This window comes from Cohnella phaseoli, assembly GCF_003386235.1.
GTDB lineage: Bacteria > Bacillota > Bacilli > Paenibacillales > Paenibacillaceae > Cohnella > Cohnella phaseoli.
In genome coordinates this window covers 16311-33821 of record NZ_QRDZ01000013.1, presented here as the reverse complement: position 1 = coordinate 33821, position 17511 = coordinate 16311, and the positions used below count along the sequence as shown (strand labels likewise).

General features: G+C 38.7%; 20 protein-coding genes. All 20 read right to left on the bottom strand.

Annotated elements, in window-relative coordinates:
- Window positions 1-58 precede the first annotated feature (58 nt).
- On the bottom strand, window positions 59-973 hold the full coding sequence (locus DFP98_RS16845; protein ID WP_116061786.1) for a hypothetical protein: 915 nt from the start codon (window positions 971-973) through the stop codon (window positions 59-61).
- A gap of 12 nt (window positions 974-985) precedes the next feature.
- Window positions 986-2029, bottom strand: coding sequence for a type II secretion system F family protein (locus DFP98_RS16840; protein WP_147310214.1), 1044 nt, complete (start codon window positions 2027-2029; stop codon window positions 986-988).
- A complete protein-coding gene (locus DFP98_RS16835) occupies window positions 1980-3392 on the bottom strand; it encodes an ATPase, T2SS/T4P/T4SS family (protein WP_147310213.1) in 1413 nt (470 codons plus the stop codon). Before DFP98_RS16835 ends, DFP98_RS16840 begins: the two co-directional genes overlap by 50 nt.
- An 18-nt stretch (window positions 3393-3410) precedes the next feature.
- Window positions 3411-4625 (bottom strand): CpaE/TadZ family protein, encoded by a 1215-nt coding sequence (locus DFP98_RS16830; RefSeq protein WP_116061783.1) that lies wholly within the window; start codon window positions 4623-4625, stop codon window positions 3411-3413.
- A 12-nt stretch (window positions 4626-4637) separates the two neighbouring features.
- On the bottom strand, window positions 4638-5564 hold the full coding sequence (locus DFP98_RS16825) for a CpaB family protein (RefSeq protein ID WP_147310212.1): 927 nt from the start codon (window positions 5562-5564) through the stop codon (window positions 4638-4640).
- Between the two features lie 163 nt (window positions 5565-5727).
- Window positions 5728-6687 carry a helix-turn-helix domain-containing protein gene (locus tag DFP98_RS16820; RefSeq protein ID WP_181917737.1) on the bottom strand — a complete coding sequence of 320 codons (960 nt, stop codon included), beginning with the start codon at window positions 6685-6687 and terminating at the stop codon, window positions 5728-5730.
- Between the two features lie 15 nt (window positions 6688-6702).
- Window positions 6703-7764: a GGDEF domain-containing protein gene (locus tag DFP98_RS16815; RefSeq protein WP_116061780.1), complete on the bottom strand. Its 1062-nt coding sequence runs from the start codon at window positions 7762-7764 to the stop codon at window positions 6703-6705.
- Window positions 7765-8067 carry a type II toxin-antitoxin system RelE family toxin gene (locus tag DFP98_RS16810; RefSeq protein ID WP_116061779.1) on the bottom strand — a complete coding sequence of 101 codons (303 nt, stop codon included), beginning with the start codon at window positions 8065-8067 and terminating at the stop codon, window positions 7765-7767.
- Between the two features lie 13 nt (window positions 8068-8080).
- Window positions 8081-8338 carry a hypothetical protein gene (locus DFP98_RS16805; protein WP_094048391.1) on the bottom strand — a complete coding sequence of 86 codons (258 nt, stop codon included), beginning with the start codon at window positions 8336-8338 and terminating at the stop codon, window positions 8081-8083.
- A gap of 3 nt (window positions 8339-8341) precedes the next feature.
- Window positions 8342-8908 carry a hypothetical protein gene (locus DFP98_RS38675; RefSeq protein WP_220377122.1) on the bottom strand — a complete coding sequence of 189 codons (567 nt, stop codon included), beginning with the start codon at window positions 8906-8908 and terminating at the stop codon, window positions 8342-8344.
- 268 nt (window positions 8909-9176) lie between these two features.
- Window positions 9177-10043 (bottom strand): hypothetical protein, encoded by an 867-nt coding sequence (locus tag DFP98_RS16800; protein ID WP_116061778.1) that lies wholly within the window; start codon window positions 10041-10043, stop codon window positions 9177-9179.
- Between the two features lie 14 nt (window positions 10044-10057).
- The gene (locus DFP98_RS38670) at window positions 10058-10495 is read right to left on the bottom strand and encodes a hypothetical protein (RefSeq protein WP_147310210.1); all 438 of its coding nucleotides are present in this window, start codon (window positions 10493-10495) and stop codon (window positions 10058-10060) included.
- Between the two features lie 426 nt (window positions 10496-10921).
- The gene (locus DFP98_RS16790) at window positions 10922-11725 is read right to left on the bottom strand and encodes a hypothetical protein (RefSeq protein WP_116061776.1); all 804 of its coding nucleotides are present in this window, start codon (window positions 11723-11725) and stop codon (window positions 10922-10924) included.
- A 256-nt stretch (window positions 11726-11981) separates the two neighbouring features.
- Window positions 11982-12248 carry a hypothetical protein gene (locus tag DFP98_RS16785; protein WP_116061775.1) on the bottom strand — a complete coding sequence of 89 codons (267 nt, stop codon included), beginning with the start codon at window positions 12246-12248 and terminating at the stop codon, window positions 11982-11984.
- 348 nt (window positions 12249-12596) lie between these two features.
- Window positions 12597-13703, bottom strand: coding sequence for a hypothetical protein (locus tag DFP98_RS16780; RefSeq protein WP_116061774.1), 1107 nt, complete (start codon window positions 13701-13703; stop codon window positions 12597-12599).
- Between the two features lie 73 nt (window positions 13704-13776).
- A complete protein-coding gene (locus DFP98_RS16775) occupies window positions 13777-14094 on the bottom strand; it encodes a hypothetical protein (protein ID WP_116061773.1) in 318 nt (105 codons plus the stop codon).
- Between the two features lie 463 nt (window positions 14095-14557).
- Entirely contained in the window at window positions 14558-14707 is a 150-nt protein-coding gene (locus DFP98_RS39095; RefSeq protein WP_181917735.1) for a hypothetical protein, read from the bottom strand.
- Window positions 14708-15250: 543 nt separating this feature from the next.
- On the bottom strand, window positions 15251-15811 hold the full coding sequence (locus tag DFP98_RS16765) for an AbrB/MazE/SpoVT family DNA-binding domain-containing protein (protein WP_116061771.1): 561 nt from the start codon (window positions 15809-15811) through the stop codon (window positions 15251-15253).
- Between the two features lie 162 nt (window positions 15812-15973).
- Window positions 15974-16135 carry a hypothetical protein gene (locus tag DFP98_RS39090; RefSeq protein ID WP_158223858.1) on the bottom strand — a complete coding sequence of 54 codons (162 nt, stop codon included), beginning with the start codon at window positions 16133-16135 and terminating at the stop codon, window positions 15974-15976.
- The gene (locus DFP98_RS16760; RefSeq protein ID WP_116061770.1) at window positions 16122-17255 is read right to left on the bottom strand and encodes a hypothetical protein; all 1134 of its coding nucleotides are present in this window, start codon (window positions 17253-17255) and stop codon (window positions 16122-16124) included. Before DFP98_RS16760 ends, DFP98_RS39090 begins: the two co-directional genes overlap by 14 nt.
- Window positions 17256-17511: the final 256 nt, after the last annotated feature.

Here is a 17511-nt window from a genome sequence, read left to right as displayed (position 1 = left end):
CCGCAACTGTTACAAGCAACTTGCTCAAAAAATCACCTCCTTTAATGGTATGACGTATTCAAATACTAGTCGAAATTAGCTTACTCGCTTGTGTTACCCACGGATACAATAGTAGTATTAACGCAATAAGGAATGGGATCAGAACTAAGAAACTTATGACGATCGGAGCATTTTCGATTTGTTTTTTAACATCTGCCTCCAATGCAGCCTCAATACTTGCTGTCTGGTCCTTTAAGACATGAACGATATCAGTTGACTTAGCCCTGCTAATATTGTCCAATGCATTCACAAGTGGAAAAATTTCTGTAATTCCAACAGATGCCTGAAATTCCCATATCGCCTTCTTCTGATCTACTTGCCACTTTTCAACTAGTTCTGTAATATGAGGCTTTAGCAGATTTAAGGGTCTGCTTGCCCTACTAATCATTTCGCGAATGTCTGCTTTATCTGAAACACACAGAGATAACCTCTCTGCAAATAAAGCAATTTCCATTAACCATTTTGCCTTCTGACTTTTCGCAGCTGCCATAATGATCCACATTGGCAACCAGTAACCAATTGAGGCGATTATGATCGTCCTTATCCCTACAATCACCCAGTCTGTCGGTGAAATTAATCTAATCATAATCGGATCAGTAATGGTCATCATGATCGAAACAACTGCCAGTGGTATTGAGATTGTCAACTGAATAACGGTAAACTTATTTCTTGTCCAATCAGGAGATAGACCGGATAATCGCGCTCTTTCTAGATACAACCTTTCCTTGTAAGGTAAGGTTTTTGTCACACTATTTAAAACTGAATCTTCAGGTTTAGGTCTCTTTATTTTACTTTCTGCTCTTTCAAGAAAAAGAGCCAGTCGGTTAGTTCGATTGAATTTGAATTGAGAAAAGAATGTCTTCCAGAATAAGAATGACCCAACAATAAACAGTATTGCGGTTAGCCATGGTAGTACGTTTATACTGATTGACATTTCCTTGGCCTCCTAAAACTGTTTCTTCCCTGAACGAATGACTAAGATCATAGACACGAACATCACAATTATCGATAGTACAATTAGCAGCTTTCCTGTGGGATCAATAAAATATGCATGGTAATTCGCTCCATCCAACCAAATGTTCACAAAAATTACGATAAAGTTTGAAATTACAAGAATGGTTGTTCCGATTCGAAAAACTGTGATCATTGCCAAGCGCGAATCTTCATTCGTTTTCTCAGTTTGCATTCGCTGAACAAGCCTTTTTAATGAATCTGTTATGTCGGAACCGTGCTCGGATGCGATGAGCAGCATATCTGCTAAATCTTCCGCCCATTTATTCCCTATTCTATCTGCAAACTCATAAAGAGCCTCGTCAATTTTTTTTATACTTAATGACAGCGATAATCGAGACCATTCACCTCTTACGTCTTCTGGCATTGTTTCCTCCGACTGCCGGATAACCTCTAGCATCGTTAGTCGGTGATTATAATTTCCGATCAAATTTTGGACCAAAGCTATCATTCGAACCGAAATACGATGGCGTTTTCTTTGTACTTTGAAGTGAACATAGAAATAGGGTATTGAGCCGAATAGAATACTTGTACAAAGACTGATGATCCAAACACCGGAATCACTCAACCGATCAGAACCAGTTGCGAATTTTACTTTCAGTAGATAGATAGCTCCTTCTATTCCCCAAAATGCAGAAATAGTCATGATGACCATTAATGCAAATATAAAACCTGGCTGAAATTTTATCTCAGCGAAGTCAATCTCCTTTACGAACTTCTTAAGAATAGGCGATTCCTTAAGAGAAAATGATGTACTTATCCGGGGTGATTTTCCTTCAAACGTTCTCCACCGATTCTTGCCTTTGAATCGATTCCCAATCATTTGGTTGATTTGAAGGATTAACATAGCTGATCCAACGATCCATAATGAGTGGAAAATGCCTTTGATTATTCCAGAAAGTACTGTATTACCAAGGATATTTATCAAATTACCACACTCCAAACTCAGCAAAATCTGCTGCCGTTGCACCATTTCCAATCAATCGTTCCTTGAACGACTGATGAAACTTGTTTCCAGTAGTTACCCAATCAAGTTTCTCATAGTCCCATAAGACAAGCGGCTTCACGTAAACCTTTCCATCCTCTACGTACAAATGCGTTATTTCTGTAGCTACTCGATAGTTGACGTTTTTTATTTTTATGATCCGTTTATAGACGAGAATTGGAAAAGCTCGTGCAATCCGATTCATAATATCTGCTACATCATGATTTCGATTATCTTGCTTAATCATGTCGTATATATCCGATGTGATACTATCCCGATTGTTAGTATGAACGGTAACGATCACATTGTGACCACGTAGTGAACCTTGGATTGCTTGGTTGATTTCGCTTCCTTTTGCTTCTCCTTCTATGATCCAGGTCGGGGACATAACCAATATCGGTTTAAAAGCTTCTTCCATTGTTAGTCCCAGTTCCTCTACTTCCCTGACTGCAAGAATATTACGCTTTCCGGATAGACGACGTCTTAAAGAAATTTCAAACTCCTTTTCCAATGTACGTATTCTATCTTGCTCTGACATTGCTTCGCAGAGGCCGTACAAGTACGTAGTTTTCCCTGTATTAGTTCCTCCGCCGATCAAAAAGCTTGACTTAAACTTAATGAGTTTTTTTTGAAGCCCCGCCATTTGTGTATTAATCGTTCTAAATTGACTCGTAGCAAGCAAATCTAGCGATACATCTTTTACCAGGAAGTTTCTGATGTGAATTGCCGGCACATCAGAATACCTGGGTCTACTCATTACTAATCTAGATCCACTCCAAAGATAAGTTTGAAGAAATGGGTTAGCATCATTTATTGGCTTCTTACCACAAAGCGCGAGCCGGTCTTGAAGAAGTTCAACATGCTTTAATGAAGAGAATTTCCGATGGTGCATAGTTTGCTCGGCGTTTCTGATTAGAAAAATATCTTGACCAATTGCTTGAACCTCTTCTACATCCGGCAGCCTCAGCAGATCATCCAATAAACTTGCACCACAAGTTTCTGCAAATACTGACTCCGCGGGGCTCAGATTATCAATTAATGTGCTCTCATCAATATCGATTTTGTATTCCAGAATCAGGTTTTCGACAACCGCCTTCAATCGTTCCTGGGCATTTGGTTCTCCTAAACCTGCACTCATAATATCCTCATGGAGCTGGGTATCGTTTTTCGATCGATCCATTAGATGCTTGTATATTATTTCTGAAGCTTCACTAAGGGACATTTTTGTTCTTACTCGACGTTTTGCAATCGGGATTAACTTCTCAGGCTTATTATCAAGTGAATTCAGATGTTTTAAATCTTTTATATAGCTTGTCAGATGAAATTTCTTCCTAATCTTCATAGTGGATTCGCTCACAAATCAGTCTCCCCTCTCCTAGAACAAAGATGATAACTTTTTGAAAATCCCTTGCTTCTTTTCCGGATTGTCATTGCTGGAAACGTGTTTACCAGCTGCACTTCGAACAAGTTCATTTATTTTTTCATTAAACTCCTCACTTACACCAAGCTGGTAAGCAGGAATTCCCTCATTCACTGCTCGAAGTCCTTCTCCTCCCATAATGTTAGGAACTTCGGCCAATAGCTGCATCCCCAGATGATTTGAGATACTTTTTCCTTCCCCGCTTTTTGTAGATCTATTAACTATTAAGGCGATATCTTTAGGCTCAATTCCACAGTATTTCCAAACGCAATCAAACCACTCACCCCAACTTAATTTGAAAGAAGAGAAGTAATTCTGTGTGACCAACCACTTATGGTCTGCCAACCTTACTGCACTTATAGTCCCAGCATTATCAGGCTGCGCCCCAGCATCTACGATCGTAATATCAAAGGTAGCTTTTGCTGTATTCAGCAGATGGTGAATCATTTCTGGTGTGACATCAAATGCAGTATCTCTCCTGGATGATCCAGTTAGAATATGTAAGTTTTTAAGCCTTCCATAAACCAGACATGCTGCTAACAAATCATCTGAGCTTAGAGTACCGGTCTGCATTTTTGGACGAATTTTAAGATTGTTTCTTCCACGATCTGTCAAATTGAAGTTTGTCCGGATTTCTGGATTCTTTAAGTTGAGGTCAATTAAGCCCACTCTAAGTTCTGGGAATTTTTGCGCTATTGCTAATGCCGTATTGCCAGCGATGGTGCTGGCACCATCCTTGTTTGATGTAGACCAAACGGAAATAACTTCTCCAAGATCAGTACTTGTTGTATTACGAACATAAGGTTTAAATAATTCGTTTGATACCGCGGTTCCTATTTCTTCAGGGGACTGTCCAGATGGTACTATCAGGTACCCAAAATCATTTGACAATCGAGTTACGACTTCTTGAAGACTTGCATCGTATACTTCATGGTCTAAAAGAATAATTACTTTTGCTGCCGGCGATTTTTCCTTGATAGTAAGCATCCATTCCCAGGGGTATACGTCCCCAAAAAGATTACAATTTGCAACGACAATATCGAACTGGGACTTCATTTTGTTCATAAAAACATATTTGTCTTGGGCAATTTCGATATTGATTTCCAACTTCTTATTTTCGAGAATTTTTTCTAAACTTGCATCTTGTTTCAAAGCGAATAATGCATTCATTTCGCCAATCTCCTATTCGTTCGAATTTTCAACATTGGAGGAACTCGAAGTATCCTGAGTATCAGTGAATGAGGATTTTTCATCTTCTTTCTCCACTTGACTTCCCCTCACATTTTGGGTGCTGACTTCACCTGTGAAGTTGATTACTTGATCTTCTTCCATTCCTTTAATGAATATGGAGGAACCATTTACATTCTGAAAAACATCGGTTACTTTAGCCTCCGCGCTGTCGGTTGCAGCTAGGTTGGGGAGTGCAAGTTTCACTTTGCCACCAATGGATCCAAGAACATACGCTGTATATATATCATCATTCATAATGTATGTGTTCTGTTCGGCTTTTCCAGTTGCCTTTCCACGGTCGTTTCTAAGTTGCTCTGCCTCCGATTGTGAAAAAACCGAAATTGTTTTCTCGTCAGTAATCTCAATGCCCTCAGCATTCTTTACACTGGAAACCATGAGTCCCTCAATTATTTTGATTGCGCCTATGTGCCAGTTTTGACCATTAAGTACTGCACGCTTTGGAGTGTCAAACTCGACCCAGACGTCTACTCGATCTCCTTTTCTAACCATATTGTTGACATTGGCAATTTGATCGGTCTTAAAGCTGAAGTACCTTTCCCCCTCCTTTGGGACAATCTCTTTTTTAGAGAGTTTCCATGGGAGAAATTCCTCTTGTTCACTTATTGGAACTACGACTGTTAAACCGATAAGTTGATCGACATCGAGAATTGCGTTTGCTGAGTGCGCTTCGTTAGCGATTACTACCTCTTGCAACATAGACCGCTCAATTACTTCACTGCTTTTTAGAAATCTTGTTGGCTTTATGGTAGTCCTCATCTCGACGTTTGATTTAGTTGCCTGTATAAACTGATAGTATCCAAAAACTGAAACCCCCATCATTACTAGCGATGCGATCCATAGAAGTGCCTTCCTCCTCAATCTTCTCAGTCCCCTTATATAAGTTTTTTGAAATAAAAAAGGACCCTATTGACACACCTATTCCTAAGAATAGAAGCTCAATAGAGTCCTTAATTTGCTTAAAATGAGTGAATTCACTCGAACTGTTTTAATTATAAGTCTATTTTTCCATATCCGCAATAGATTAAGTTTCTAGTGGATGGTTCTTCTGATGTTCAACAATCTCATCTATTTTTTTTCCTATCCATTTTGGAATCGAACTGTCATCTAGATTTGATTTAAGGATATTTTCAATTTCAAGCATAGAGCTATATTTTAATGGCACTGTAAGTCGGATTTCGTACTCTCCTAGAACAATGTTGCCAATTCCGTCTACCCACACGTAACCATCTATGACATATTGGCTTAATGCAGCATACAATGCTTCGTTATAAGGAATTATGCAATTCCTACAAACTACTAAATAGTAATTACTATTTTCATAGATTATGACATTGTGTATTCCGCAATAATATACGAGTCTTTCTAGAACAAAAAACTCCACAGAGTAAATGTCATTTGACTTTGGTATCCGAAACTCTGTTCGACCCTCATATCCAATGTAAGGTCGATTCAAACATTCTGCCGACTGCCACTCAAGATTCGCTAAGGTTTTCCGTTGTCCAAGCGCATCAATGACTTCCAATAGATCAAGATTCGTAATGCGGTATTTTGAACCATCGATATCCACAGAATCAAACAATCTTAGTGAATCTTTGAATAAAGATAATTTTTTCCCAGTACGATCCTTTTCGTTAGTCTTTTTTTGCTTTGATCGATACTCTTCTAGTATTTGGTCCTTTGATTGACTGAGCCACATTTTATCAACAAAATACTTTTTAGTGTTGCTTGCAAAGGGAGCTGAAAGCAACTTCTTTTTCTTCTCGACCCATTGAATTAAGAATTTTAAAGGTACATCTATTTCGATTGCAGCTTTTCTTAGGCTTATACTTGTTTCATAAAAATGGAAATCAGATTTCCTAAACCGTAGATTCTTACCTTCCTGAAACCCTACGACTAAACCTTTCTTGTTCCAGTCATAAACAGTTCTTACAGTGACATCACATAATCGAGCAACCTCTTCTGGTGAATAGGTACGTTCCAATGCCATCCGTCCCCTTTATTGATAACCAGTTACCTTGTTCTTACCAGTTGACTTACTATGGTACATGGCTTCATCAGCTCTCTTTATTAGCTCGCTCACCGAAACTCCACTTACCCACTTCGAAAAACCAATGCTTGCAGTGATTTGAGGCGTCGATTCTTTTTCTATTCTATACCTTACATTCTCACAGAACTCGGCAACCTGAATATCCTTTGTAATTAGCATAACCATCTCTTCCCCACCAAATCTAGCAGCGAAGCCTTTGCTATCTACTTCCTCTTTAATAATATCAGCTATGCTTTTTAAAGCAGCATCTCCAGCTTCATGTCCTTGAGAATCATTAAGTTTCTTAAAATTATCCAAATCGAGTATCACCAAGGTTACTTGCAATTCCCTTTCCACGTATCTTGCTATCATTCCAGTGAAGTATCTGCGATTAAACAAGCCAGTTAACATATCAATGACGGAGTCTTGATATGACTTCTCCAACACATCAGATATTCGCTCAACAATTATGACCATAAACATACAAATGGTCAATCCATTTAGTATAGGAGCAAGAAGATCCACCTGAAAGTATTTATCAATATTTAGAAATTGTTTAAGAAGCTGTATTATTTCTGAAGCTAGCATTAGCCCTAGTACAACACTCACCTGAGTTGCGGGAATCCATTTCCCCTTGTTACAGCAAGCTAAACACAGAATTAAAACAAATAGAATACTTTCCCATCCATCAAGTATTAACCCGGCACCAAAAACAATAACAGAAAATCCATATAACGTTACTCTGGCACGCCATGGAATTACTTTATACAGTTGCAGGATTCCCAAAAATGAGATGTAAAACCCAGAATACTGAATAGAATCTCTTAACGTTTGCATCCAATCGTTTTGTTCTAGGGAAATCGAAAGCAATAAGAGTATTTCAGAACTTAATAATAGGGCTGTGCCATATCCGTAAACCTTATACCCTCTCTTTTTTCTTTTTTTATAAATTCTAACTGATAATATTAATGATACCAATAAAAACGGAATAAAGCATAGATTTAAAATGATTACTGACAGATTATCTGTCATTTATGCAACCACTCCTCTGAACCAACTAGATGGTTCACATTGATATGTGTTAGAAGTTCTGTAGCATACTCTTCCTACAACAATTTCCTTTAAGTTCTCGTTAATCATATAGAAAATTCTTACCCGGCCGGCTTTCAATTTTTTTACGACTGAGTTGCACAAGAGTTGCTCATATTGATACTTTGCAGGACGGGGTTCCTTCATCAGCTCTTCAAATACAGCTTCAGCTATTACTCGATCTTTTTTTTCCAAACATTTCACTTCTTTTTCTACTCTTTTTGATGAAAAACGAACTGAGTACATGCGCTACCTCCTCCTATGCCTTTCTTTCCTGTTTCCATTCTAAGAACCAAGTTGCATTATTAATTGCAGAGTTTTTCTTTACATTATCTTCTCTGTTAATTGCATCAACCAAATCAAAGAGTAAACAAGTTGCGATCGTATCATCACCTGTGAGCAGGGCATCAATGAATTTTTGAACACCGCCATGGTTTCTCATTACTTGAACGAGATAATCCGGTATTCTAATCCCTTGGTGTATTTTCTTTAAGCCCTTATCCTTTTTGGGTCTCAAGTGTCAGCCCCTGCCCTTCAAAATCATTCTTAGCTCAGTTTTTCCTACAAAGGTTACTGGGAACGGAAGTCCATTTTTTATTAATGTTCCATCAATTCCTTTAAGATTTCTGATTGCCTCGCACGCTTCTGATTCTCCAATAAACAAATTATTTTTATATGAATATTCACTAAGTAATCCCGACGGTAATCTCATCAACACTAATAAGTTCCAGCCCGCAGGTTGACCAGGATTGATTGATCCATAAACCAAACCACCAAGACCAGCTCTGAACTGACTTTCCCACTTCATTTTATAAAGCTCATTTTGTTTAGCTCGTTCTGATTCTAGAATTTTTTGGTATTTTTCCCCATAACTTGATGGGATGAGCATTATATCGTCAGATCCAAAACTAGAGGCTATTTCTGAATTTGGTCTTGTTAAAAATCCGTTTTCGACAGGTTTTACGCATTCAGAATAAGAATTAGTTTCGAGACGCACGTACTGCGTTTCAACTTCTCTGCTTATCTTCACAGTGAGAATCTGACCTCTATATAGGAAAGTATCTCTAATAGATGTAATATGAATCACCCTGCTCCCCATCATCCCATTTTACTTATTTCTATTTTATCACTTCATATTTTTAATGCAATATTTATCCCGAAATATAAATTATATATTTTAAAATTGCAAAAAAAAGACTACTGATATAAAATCAGCAGTCACCTTGAGGGTAAAGATACTATTCTTTTACGAGCAATACAACCATAAGGTCTAAATTTGCGGAAATGGCATAAAGCCTAAAAGTATCTACTCATATTTTACACATTTAATACTGAAAGGCGCAAGAGATAAGAAGTTACTGTTCAACATTTTCAATTTCTTTCTTCTTTAATATTGTAATGTACTTTGAAGTTTTAATGATTATTTCGGTTTTTTTCTTCCCCCCATAATCGTTTTTCCTAAGCTGACCATAAACAAGTACTTTTTTGTTCATGTACAAGTTAAATTTATCGTCATCAAAGTGCTTATAGTAATCTTTGAAGATGACAAGTGTGACAGGAGCTTCTTTCCCTTCGAGTTCAAGGTAAGTTACCTTTTCGAGCTGCCTAACGGCTATGACTCTCCCGTAGACGAAATAATTTATTCTGAGCGCCTCATCTGCCCAAACTGTTTCATGCGCTTTCTGCGGACCCATTACAACCATAGACATTGGGATTTTTCGTCCAGCAACACTAAAGTAAATCGATGCTAATATATCTGGCTCTACAGAAGTTAATAGTTTAACAATGCTGGTTAATGATCCTATTACATCGGGTGTTTCCCTTTTATCCTTCAACCCTAAATTCTCGGTATCCGGTTTTTCTTTAGTTTCTCTTGGTGCCCGTTCAACTGATTCATATTCTGGATCAAGTCGTGATAGACTTAGTCGTATTATTTTTTTAGGAACACCTTCGGCTTCAAGTACTGCACTTTGATACTCACCAATTTTTTCTACAGCACCAGCCACATCTAACGGCTGATAAAATCCACAATTAGTAGTATGCTTAGTTCCTTTATCTCGACCAACAGTTTTAAAATAGGCTTTTGTCCGTTCATTTCTTCCTACGAACACAACCGGAGCTTTGCAATTCGCATCAATACAATACAGCTCATAACCATGTTTCTGCTCATCGTATTCAATTGCACTAATGATCTTCCCACTTGGTAATATCGCTGTCAGCATTGACATCCCTCTCCTTAGTTTATCTTCCAGTTCTTTGGTCTTGGATAAGGCACCCAAACCGTTCCGTCTTCAAAAACTTTGCCGTACTGGCCATAGCCTTCCTTATCGACTATCCACGCCAGATTATGGCGATCTGCTGCAGATGAGACATTTAGAGGTTCATAAGCCGGTGTGGATGACCATCTAACAAATGGGTTCCAACCTTGGATTTTTGCATAATTGCTTTCAGCATTGTAAGGATTATAAATCCACACACCAAACCGAGCACCTAACGGAAGTGCACACCAGCTCATCCCGTTAAGTGGAGGATCGATTGGAGGAAGATTGGGGTAGCCCTCATATAATGATTGCATAAAACCATTGTTCAACCAGTCTACAGAACTAACCAGGTATTCCGAATAGAAATTTTCTGGTTTCCTGCCCCTCAAACCAATGTGAATCAGCTCTCCCACAAAATAGTGCTCCTTTCATTGTAGATTATAAAGAACAAAGTAAGGCAAAAAGATGAAAATTAAGCACAAAATCGAAATACCAATGGACATCATTAAAAATACAGACATTAGCCTAGTGTTTTTTCGTATTTTAGCAAGGTATCTCAGAATCATACAAATTAAAACGGTACAAACTCCGATTAGAACTCCGTACTTTTGCAATATAGACAGAGTAATCAGGATATATGTTTCGCCCTGTTCTTCAATAGGAGTTAATTTTGCTGCACCAAAATAAAAAATCATACTTATCCTCCTCAATAATATATCATATATGGTTTCTCGTATAGTATCTATATGGGAGACTATACAAAATAATAAGTGAGAGTATTCATTGATCTATTTATGATAAATCCAAAAAGGAGATTTTTCTTGTTTAGAAACGGGAGGTTAACTCGCTCCCGCTTCTGTTAAATCAGCATCATTAATACCTGGCCAAACCTGTATTACCTCTTTCCACTGCTTTTCTTTGCCTAAGACATCGATCTGAGCAGTAAAAAGATCACCAATGCCCATGCGTTCAAATTCCGCATGTTGTAAAACAAATGAGAATCCAGTTGATATTTCTTCGCAGACAACTAAATCGATCTGGTCACTGTCGATAATGCGACAATGGACCACATGTTGTCCTTCTTCCCAAACTTTCCTCTTGCTTGAAATTGATTTACCAAAAGTAATTACTGATTCTTCATCAAGAATTTCCATATTTCCTTTTTCTATTTTTAGTAGTTTTAAGAAATCCTCTGATGGTAAATCTGCCAGTTTTAGCGTTGACATCTTGGAAGGGCTTCTAGTAATATCTACGGGCTCTTCAATGACATTTTTGCTATCGAGCACACCTTTCAATCTATTCGCAACCATATTTTCCTTTTGCAATTGAACCGAATCCCAGCGTTCTTGGTTGCTGTTCTCATGCTCGACGTCACACTGTTCAACGTTTGTCCAGTTTTCCGGTTCCTTACATACAGTTCTTGGAGCTGACTGATATGTTTGGCCCAGATCCATTGCTTCCTGTTTTATCTTTTCCTTTCTGTGCTGCAGAATGGCCCTTCTTTCGTTTTCTTCAATTTGTTCTCCGCTTTCAGACAGTACCTCCCATTTTCGAACATGCCACCTATGTAGGCAAAATGCAAAAAATGCAATCAGCACTATCACAAGTAGACAAATTGAGAGAACTAACTTTAATCCGATCATGTTTATCAGCCTCCAAATAGAAAAACCCTACGTTGGCTCTTTCTAGACGAATCTAGAATAATGCCACCCGTAGGGTTTAAATTTTGCAGAGAATGCTCGAATGAGCGTTTAAATTTATTATTCATCATATCATATTTCTTACTTGTTGAGTACCTAAATCCCTTATTAATTTATGAGTTCTGTTGGAGTATGTACCTGATACCCCAATGTTCCAAGGATCTAAGTTCGTTACAACAAATGCAATTCTATCAAATAGTTAGACTTCAAAATATCCAATTTCTCGCATATTGTAGTTAATCAGCATGGAAACTGAGTAAACGTTGCTCCCCTTCTTGTTTTTAACTTCAAATCTCGTCTGAATATTGTCACGCCCTGGGTCAACGCCTTCGAACAAGTATTTATATTCAGCTTTTTCGGAAGGATCTTTTCGCATAGTGCCATTTCCCTCAAGCTTATAATCTTCTTCTAAAAATGTAGCAAAGTGGTTCATTACTGAGTCATGAGCGTGTACGTGTTCTTTCATAATTACTTAAGTCCCCTTTTGGAATAGTGTGTCTGTTTAGTAACTTGTGTTCTCCTTCGATTTTTGTCTGAATGCAACTGTATTTATCATTCAAATTTTCGTGAAGATCTAGTTTAGAAATAATTCGGTTTCATTCGGAGATCCAGAGTGCGAGCTGCAGTTGTTCGAATTGGTCCCTAACGCCGGCACACCGATCACGAAGCCGAGTTTGAACCGAAGTACCAGACTCTCGTAACCCATGTTCTGTTCTCATCTGTTCTTCCCCTACAAGAAAAGAACGGGAATTGCGGATGCAGTTCCCGCTTCCCCGTTTCTTCTTACAGCTTCCGAACGATTGTGAGTACCTTATTAAATAATGAGTTCTGTTGGAGAATGTGTCTGATACCAATGCTCCAGGGATCTAAGTTCCTTAACTCCAAATGCAATTCTATCAAATAGACTCCATGACTTGGGACATTCTTTCTGACCGTGAATAGTTTGGACCTTCAAATACTTTCTTGGTGCAATTAACCATGATGTAGTATCACAACTAAACCAGTTAAATGCTACCAAATTTGAATCAGCTACGCCCAGTCCATGGAAATTTGTATTTGGAAATGCAGTAAAGATTTCTTTGAGCCGTGCTCTTCGTGCATTCCTATTCTTTATCCCTAATATTCCACCGATACCTACAACCGCCGGATCGTATTGCTCGATCACGTATTGAAACTCGGACAGTGGACTATCAATTCCAATAATCGGCATTGGCTCAACATCTGATGCAATCATTGTTTCATAGTTTTCTCTTGATTCATTATCATTCCCGATCTTGTCAAACGACGCCCACATGCAAAAGTAATCCCGATTTTCTTTGACGAATTCGATGTACTCATGTATTGTAGGTTCGTCTTTAATCTCTTTAAACTTCGACAAATTATAGAGACTATATGCCCCACTATCCAATAAAATCTTCCCTCTAAAACCATATTGGTCGGCAAGTCTCCTCCAAGCGTTAGTCTTATCTTGCCGAATATAATAATAACTAAGTAATATATATTCAGCCTGTGTTTCCTGTGCAAGTTTGAAATCTGAGGGTGCACGATGCGAAAATCCGCTAAAGAAAACACGAGTTCCAAGTAAGGATAGCCTTAATTCGCGCAGTTTGTAAATGCGTGCAATGCCTTCAAATATTGCCTCCAGTAATCCAAAAAATGCAGATGTGTAATTCGTAAATGCTTCTAATTCCTTCTTTGTGATTGTTCTCACTCGAAAAACAAATAGTGCAGATCGCTCTATTGCTCGTTTCGCGATTTTGTAGCTCCCTTTTTCCGATCTCTTTTTCTGAATAATGATCGAATCATTATCTATATCTAGAACAGAATTTTTCATTCCTCGCGCGGTTTGAAAGACATTCATTTTTTTTAGTCGATTGATGTATTTACGAACTCTTCTTTGGACTTCCTGTTCTGATCTCATCGGGCCCTCCTTAATAGAAAAGAACGAAGATCGCGGCTATCCCGCTTCCCCGTTCTTTCGTGGTTATTTGCAATTAAGAATTAGCTTTTTGAAGGTCAAAGCTATATAAATCAGCATCCTTTACACGTTCATCCCTATGGCCCTTAAATCCGATCATAGTGGTCCTAAACTTTTCGCCATGGTATTTAATGTCGATACAGCCTCCAGATTCCCCGGTGCCGTATGGAATGATCGATAGTGTTACAATCCCGAAAACGGTATTTAGCACAACAGTACCCTTTGTCTCAACGTCGACCTGCAGATGATCATAACTAGGCGCATTAAATGTGGCCATCAGTTCCGCAGGCTTTCCATTTTGTAATTGCACGTTCGAATAGAATTTTGTGTTCATTTAGTATATCCTCCTGAAAATAGGTTATTAGTGAGGGCGGTTTGTATCAGCTTGACTAGGTGCAGCTAACCATAAGCGGCATAGAAACTGAAGTTGCCCAATCCGTCCATTACCGGTTAAATGTCGTTTGATTTCCTTTGAATAAAGAAAGAACGAGAATCGCGACAATTCCGCTCCCTCGTTCTTTCTCTTTATCTCGTAATTCTTGCAATAAAATCCTCACTCACCCTTATTTACTCAGCAGCTTCCCAACAACTGTGTGTTTCTTCAAGGCTTGGAGTTGCTGCATTTTATAAATTGCTTTCATCAATTGTACTTTGCTCATAATCTCGCCCATGCCATAATATACCGGGATAACCCCCCAGCGCCAAAATGGCAGAGGGGCTCCCTCCTTATATTATGTTTTGTTGAAAAAAACAAGTTGCCTTTGTAATTAATCAGATCAGATAGGATAATCTTCTTTTTATACTCTAAGGATTATTTCCGTTACATCGCCATCATGGTTGATACGGTCAGTTTGAAATGCTGTAGCAAGATTTATTACATCCATGCTGTTTCCCATTTTTTTCAATACCATTGTCCCGTCTTTCCTTGTAACTTTAATTGTTTTCATATCGTTAACCTCCTGATTATATTCAAGACTTTACGTTTCTTATGCTTCACCTAAGCCTGTCACGGTAGATCCAATTCCCCATAAAAATGGTAAAGAACACTATAAATGTTTCACTCCTTCCATAATCTACTGAACCGAACGCAAAAAAAGCCCTAGCGAACCGGAATCATAGGAAGGAGTATCCTTCGAAATAATTCCGCCACTAGGGCTTCTATCTTGCGTTAAGGTGTGATTGATGATTAAGCTGATTATAGCACAATTCTTTCACTTTGGGGAGTTACTATCTTTGCCAGGAGATTGCCGGCTATTTTCCCTCTTTTCTATTTTCAGCAAAATTTCTTCTCTCTGCTTTCTTCTTTCCTCCATCCCAAATTTTATCGATTTCTCGACTATCGCCTTCGGTTTGCGTAGGAACCTGTACAGATTTGAATGATCATGATCAGTCATTGAACATCCCCCTATCAGATTTAATACTGATAGTTTCCCCGTATCTTGAATAGCTAACCCTTATTCTTGTCGACGAAAAAGTAATTTTCGTCTATGTCAAATCGGATATCTCGATCGAATTAGCTTTTTCAGTTGACTGATACGGCTTTGAGAAAAATTTAGACGGTTTGCCAGCTCCTTCTGAGTCATCTTCGGGTTCTCCTGGAGAATTGCCATCATTTCTATAATTGAATCATCAGTCTTACTTTTTCTTGTACTTCTCTCGTTGATATTGTTGGATCGATTCTTGCTTAATAATGTGTCAAATTCAGAAGACTCCTGCCCTTCTTGGGAATCACCCAAAACTTTTTGAATCTGCTTTCCCGTCTGGTCCCAATTTGCGTTTATACCACTCAGTTCGCCTAAGCAACTTTTGCAAATGATCTTATTTTTATAGACATGAATATGGTCAATAGATAGACAAAACATACACCCTGAACCCGTATAGTGTTTTAATACAATCTCTTTCGAAACTTCATCGTAAAAAATCTCTACAGAATCCTCATTTGGCTTTATCCCTGTGTATCGGTAAATTTCGATCGGTATGACGATTCTGCCTAACTGATCTAGCTTTCTGATCATGCCATAGCCAGATATACTTCCCTCTGGAGAAAACATTATGTCCACCCTTTCACTCGTTCTTCGAATTGTGACAAACAATAAATCTAATCTATATTAATTAAAAAATAGACCGTCCCCAAACAAGGAGTCGGCCTATTTATTTTTTCTGATTGTATTAACGTGGAGTCATTAATCTACTCCAAATGAGTGAATAATGTATTATTCATTGCTGTTCGAAATAACGACCAAGCGCTTCGTTTCATTCTCAGAAACCTTCCTAAGAACTTCATCACGATGCTTTCGACGAGCATCATTCAAGTCCTTTTGTGAAGCAAATGCGACAGCGTGGACCTTTTTCGTTTTACGTTCAAGCAAGCTCATGATGAGCGCCTCCTTCTTCTGTCCTCTCTTGTGCTTCATTTTGCTGCAGAATCAAGCAGAGTACATGAAACATTCGATAGATTTCTCTTATCTCAATCATATCAGACGGCAGAAGTAGCGACAATGCTTTTTCATTGCGTTTCTCATCGAAGTGGAAATTCAGTAGCCATACTTCCCCTTCCATCATTCTCATTCGGTTGGAAACGACATAGTGTCCCGGATACGGATTCACCCAATGGGGCTTGTCTACCTCAGCTCTGACCGCAGCGATCATTGAGTAGTTCTCGTATACCGAATCGTTGATATCCAAAATATTAGGGCTGACGCCAGTGGTGCGTTCGTCGGCGATTTTATAGAGCCAGTCATCTTTCTGTCTATAGATCGTAATCCCCGAAATGAAGGCAAGGTCGCTGAAAGACATACGCTTGTTTACGAATCGATACAACGTGATATTCAATTCCTTAATTACCTCAGATACATAGGCAAGCGCAGCATCCGCTTTTTCTTGCTGCTGAGCAAACAGTTTTATTTCCTGCTCGTACTCAACAAGATTGGCTTCGAACGATTTGTTCTGGAGATCCTTTTCCGCAATCTCAGCTTCAAGGCGTTGAATTAACCTGCTCAGCTCAATCGTTTGAACACCAAACACAGAACCCACGAAATCTTGAAGGCCCTCGAAGTTGAAATCGCTTAGTGACATGATTCTCTCCCAGTATCGTTCGTACTCTTCCCTTCTTTTCTTTTTGAATAAACCCAAGTGGAACTCAGGGTTTCCAGGGATAATCATCTTGTTGATATGAGGAATCATCAACAAGTAGTAAACCCCCACTCCTGTAACGGTAACAATGACGATCGTTGCCCAAACTGGTAGGTGATTCTCGGCACTTATTACTCCTGCACCTGCAACACCAGCGACTGGAATTGAGATGCCACTGACTGCTTTGAGGAGTGCAGCAATGTTCAGACGTTTCACCAGTCGGCCAAGTGCCTTAATGGGTGCAACTACTGCAATCCAAAACCAGTGCCCCTCTTCCTTATTCCGTGTTAACACCTTTAATAGAGGGTCTAGATCCTTCAAAGTTGTCAGTGCTGCGTGGTAATTCTTTTTTACTTGCTCCATCTTAACCCACCTTCCCTTGTATTACTCTGGCACGCAAAAAAAGCCCTACATGCCGTCTCCTTAACGATTTCTCGTTAAAAAATCGGCCCATAGGGCTTCTATCTTGCGAAAAGGATTTATACCAGAATTTGAAATAATTATATCACATAACGATGTTGTTTCAACACCTGCTTTCCACTGTAACTTCTTGCTACCTTATTATTCGCTACGCTATGTATCTACTTCGTTTGATCGGGCATACTTGCTAATAGTTGCT

Coding starts and splice junctions, on each gene's coding strand:
- DFP98_RS16830 (WP_116061783.1), bottom strand. CDS start 4,625: ATGAATGCATTATTCGCTTTGAAACAAGATGCAAGTTTAGAAAAAATT.
- DFP98_RS39090 (WP_158223858.1), bottom strand. CDS start 16,135: ATGAGCTTGCTTGAACGTAAAACGAAAAAGGTCCACGCTGTCGCATTT.
- DFP98_RS16780 (WP_116061774.1), bottom strand. CDS start 13,703: ATGAGATCAGAACAGGAAGTCCAAAGAAGAGTTCGTAAATACATCAAT.
- DFP98_RS16775 (WP_116061773.1), bottom strand. CDS start 14,094: ATGAACACAAAATTCTATTCGAACGTGCAATTACAAAATGGAAAGCCT.
- DFP98_RS39095 (WP_181917735.1), bottom strand. CDS start 14,707: ATGAAAACAATTAAAGTTACAAGGAAAGACGGGACAATGGTATTGAAA.
- DFP98_RS16815 (WP_116061780.1), bottom strand. CDS start 7,764: ATGACAGATAATCTGTCAGTAATCATTTTAAATCTATGCTTTATTCCG.
- DFP98_RS16760 (WP_116061770.1), bottom strand. CDS start 17,255: ATGGAGCAAGTAAAAAAGAATTACCACGCAGCACTGACAACTTTGAAG.
- DFP98_RS16785 (WP_116061775.1), bottom strand. CDS start 12,248: ATGAAAGAACACGTACACGCTCATGACTCAGTAATGAACCACTTTGCT.
- DFP98_RS16800 (WP_116061778.1), bottom strand. CDS start 10,043: ATGCTGACAGCGATATTACCAAGTGGGAAGATCATTAGTGCAATTGAA.
- DFP98_RS16790 (WP_116061776.1), bottom strand. CDS start 11,725: ATGATCGGATTAAAGTTAGTTCTCTCAATTTGTCTACTTGTGATAGTG.
- DFP98_RS16845 (WP_116061786.1), bottom strand. CDS start 973: ATGTCAATCAGTATAAACGTACTACCATGGCTAACCGCAATACTGTTT.
- DFP98_RS16765 (WP_116061771.1), bottom strand. CDS start 15,811: ATGTTTTCTCCAGAGGGAAGTATATCTGGCTATGGCATGATCAGAAAG.
- DFP98_RS16810 (WP_116061779.1), bottom strand. CDS start 8,067: ATGTACTCAGTTCGTTTTTCATCAAAAAGAGTAGAAAAAGAAGTGAAA.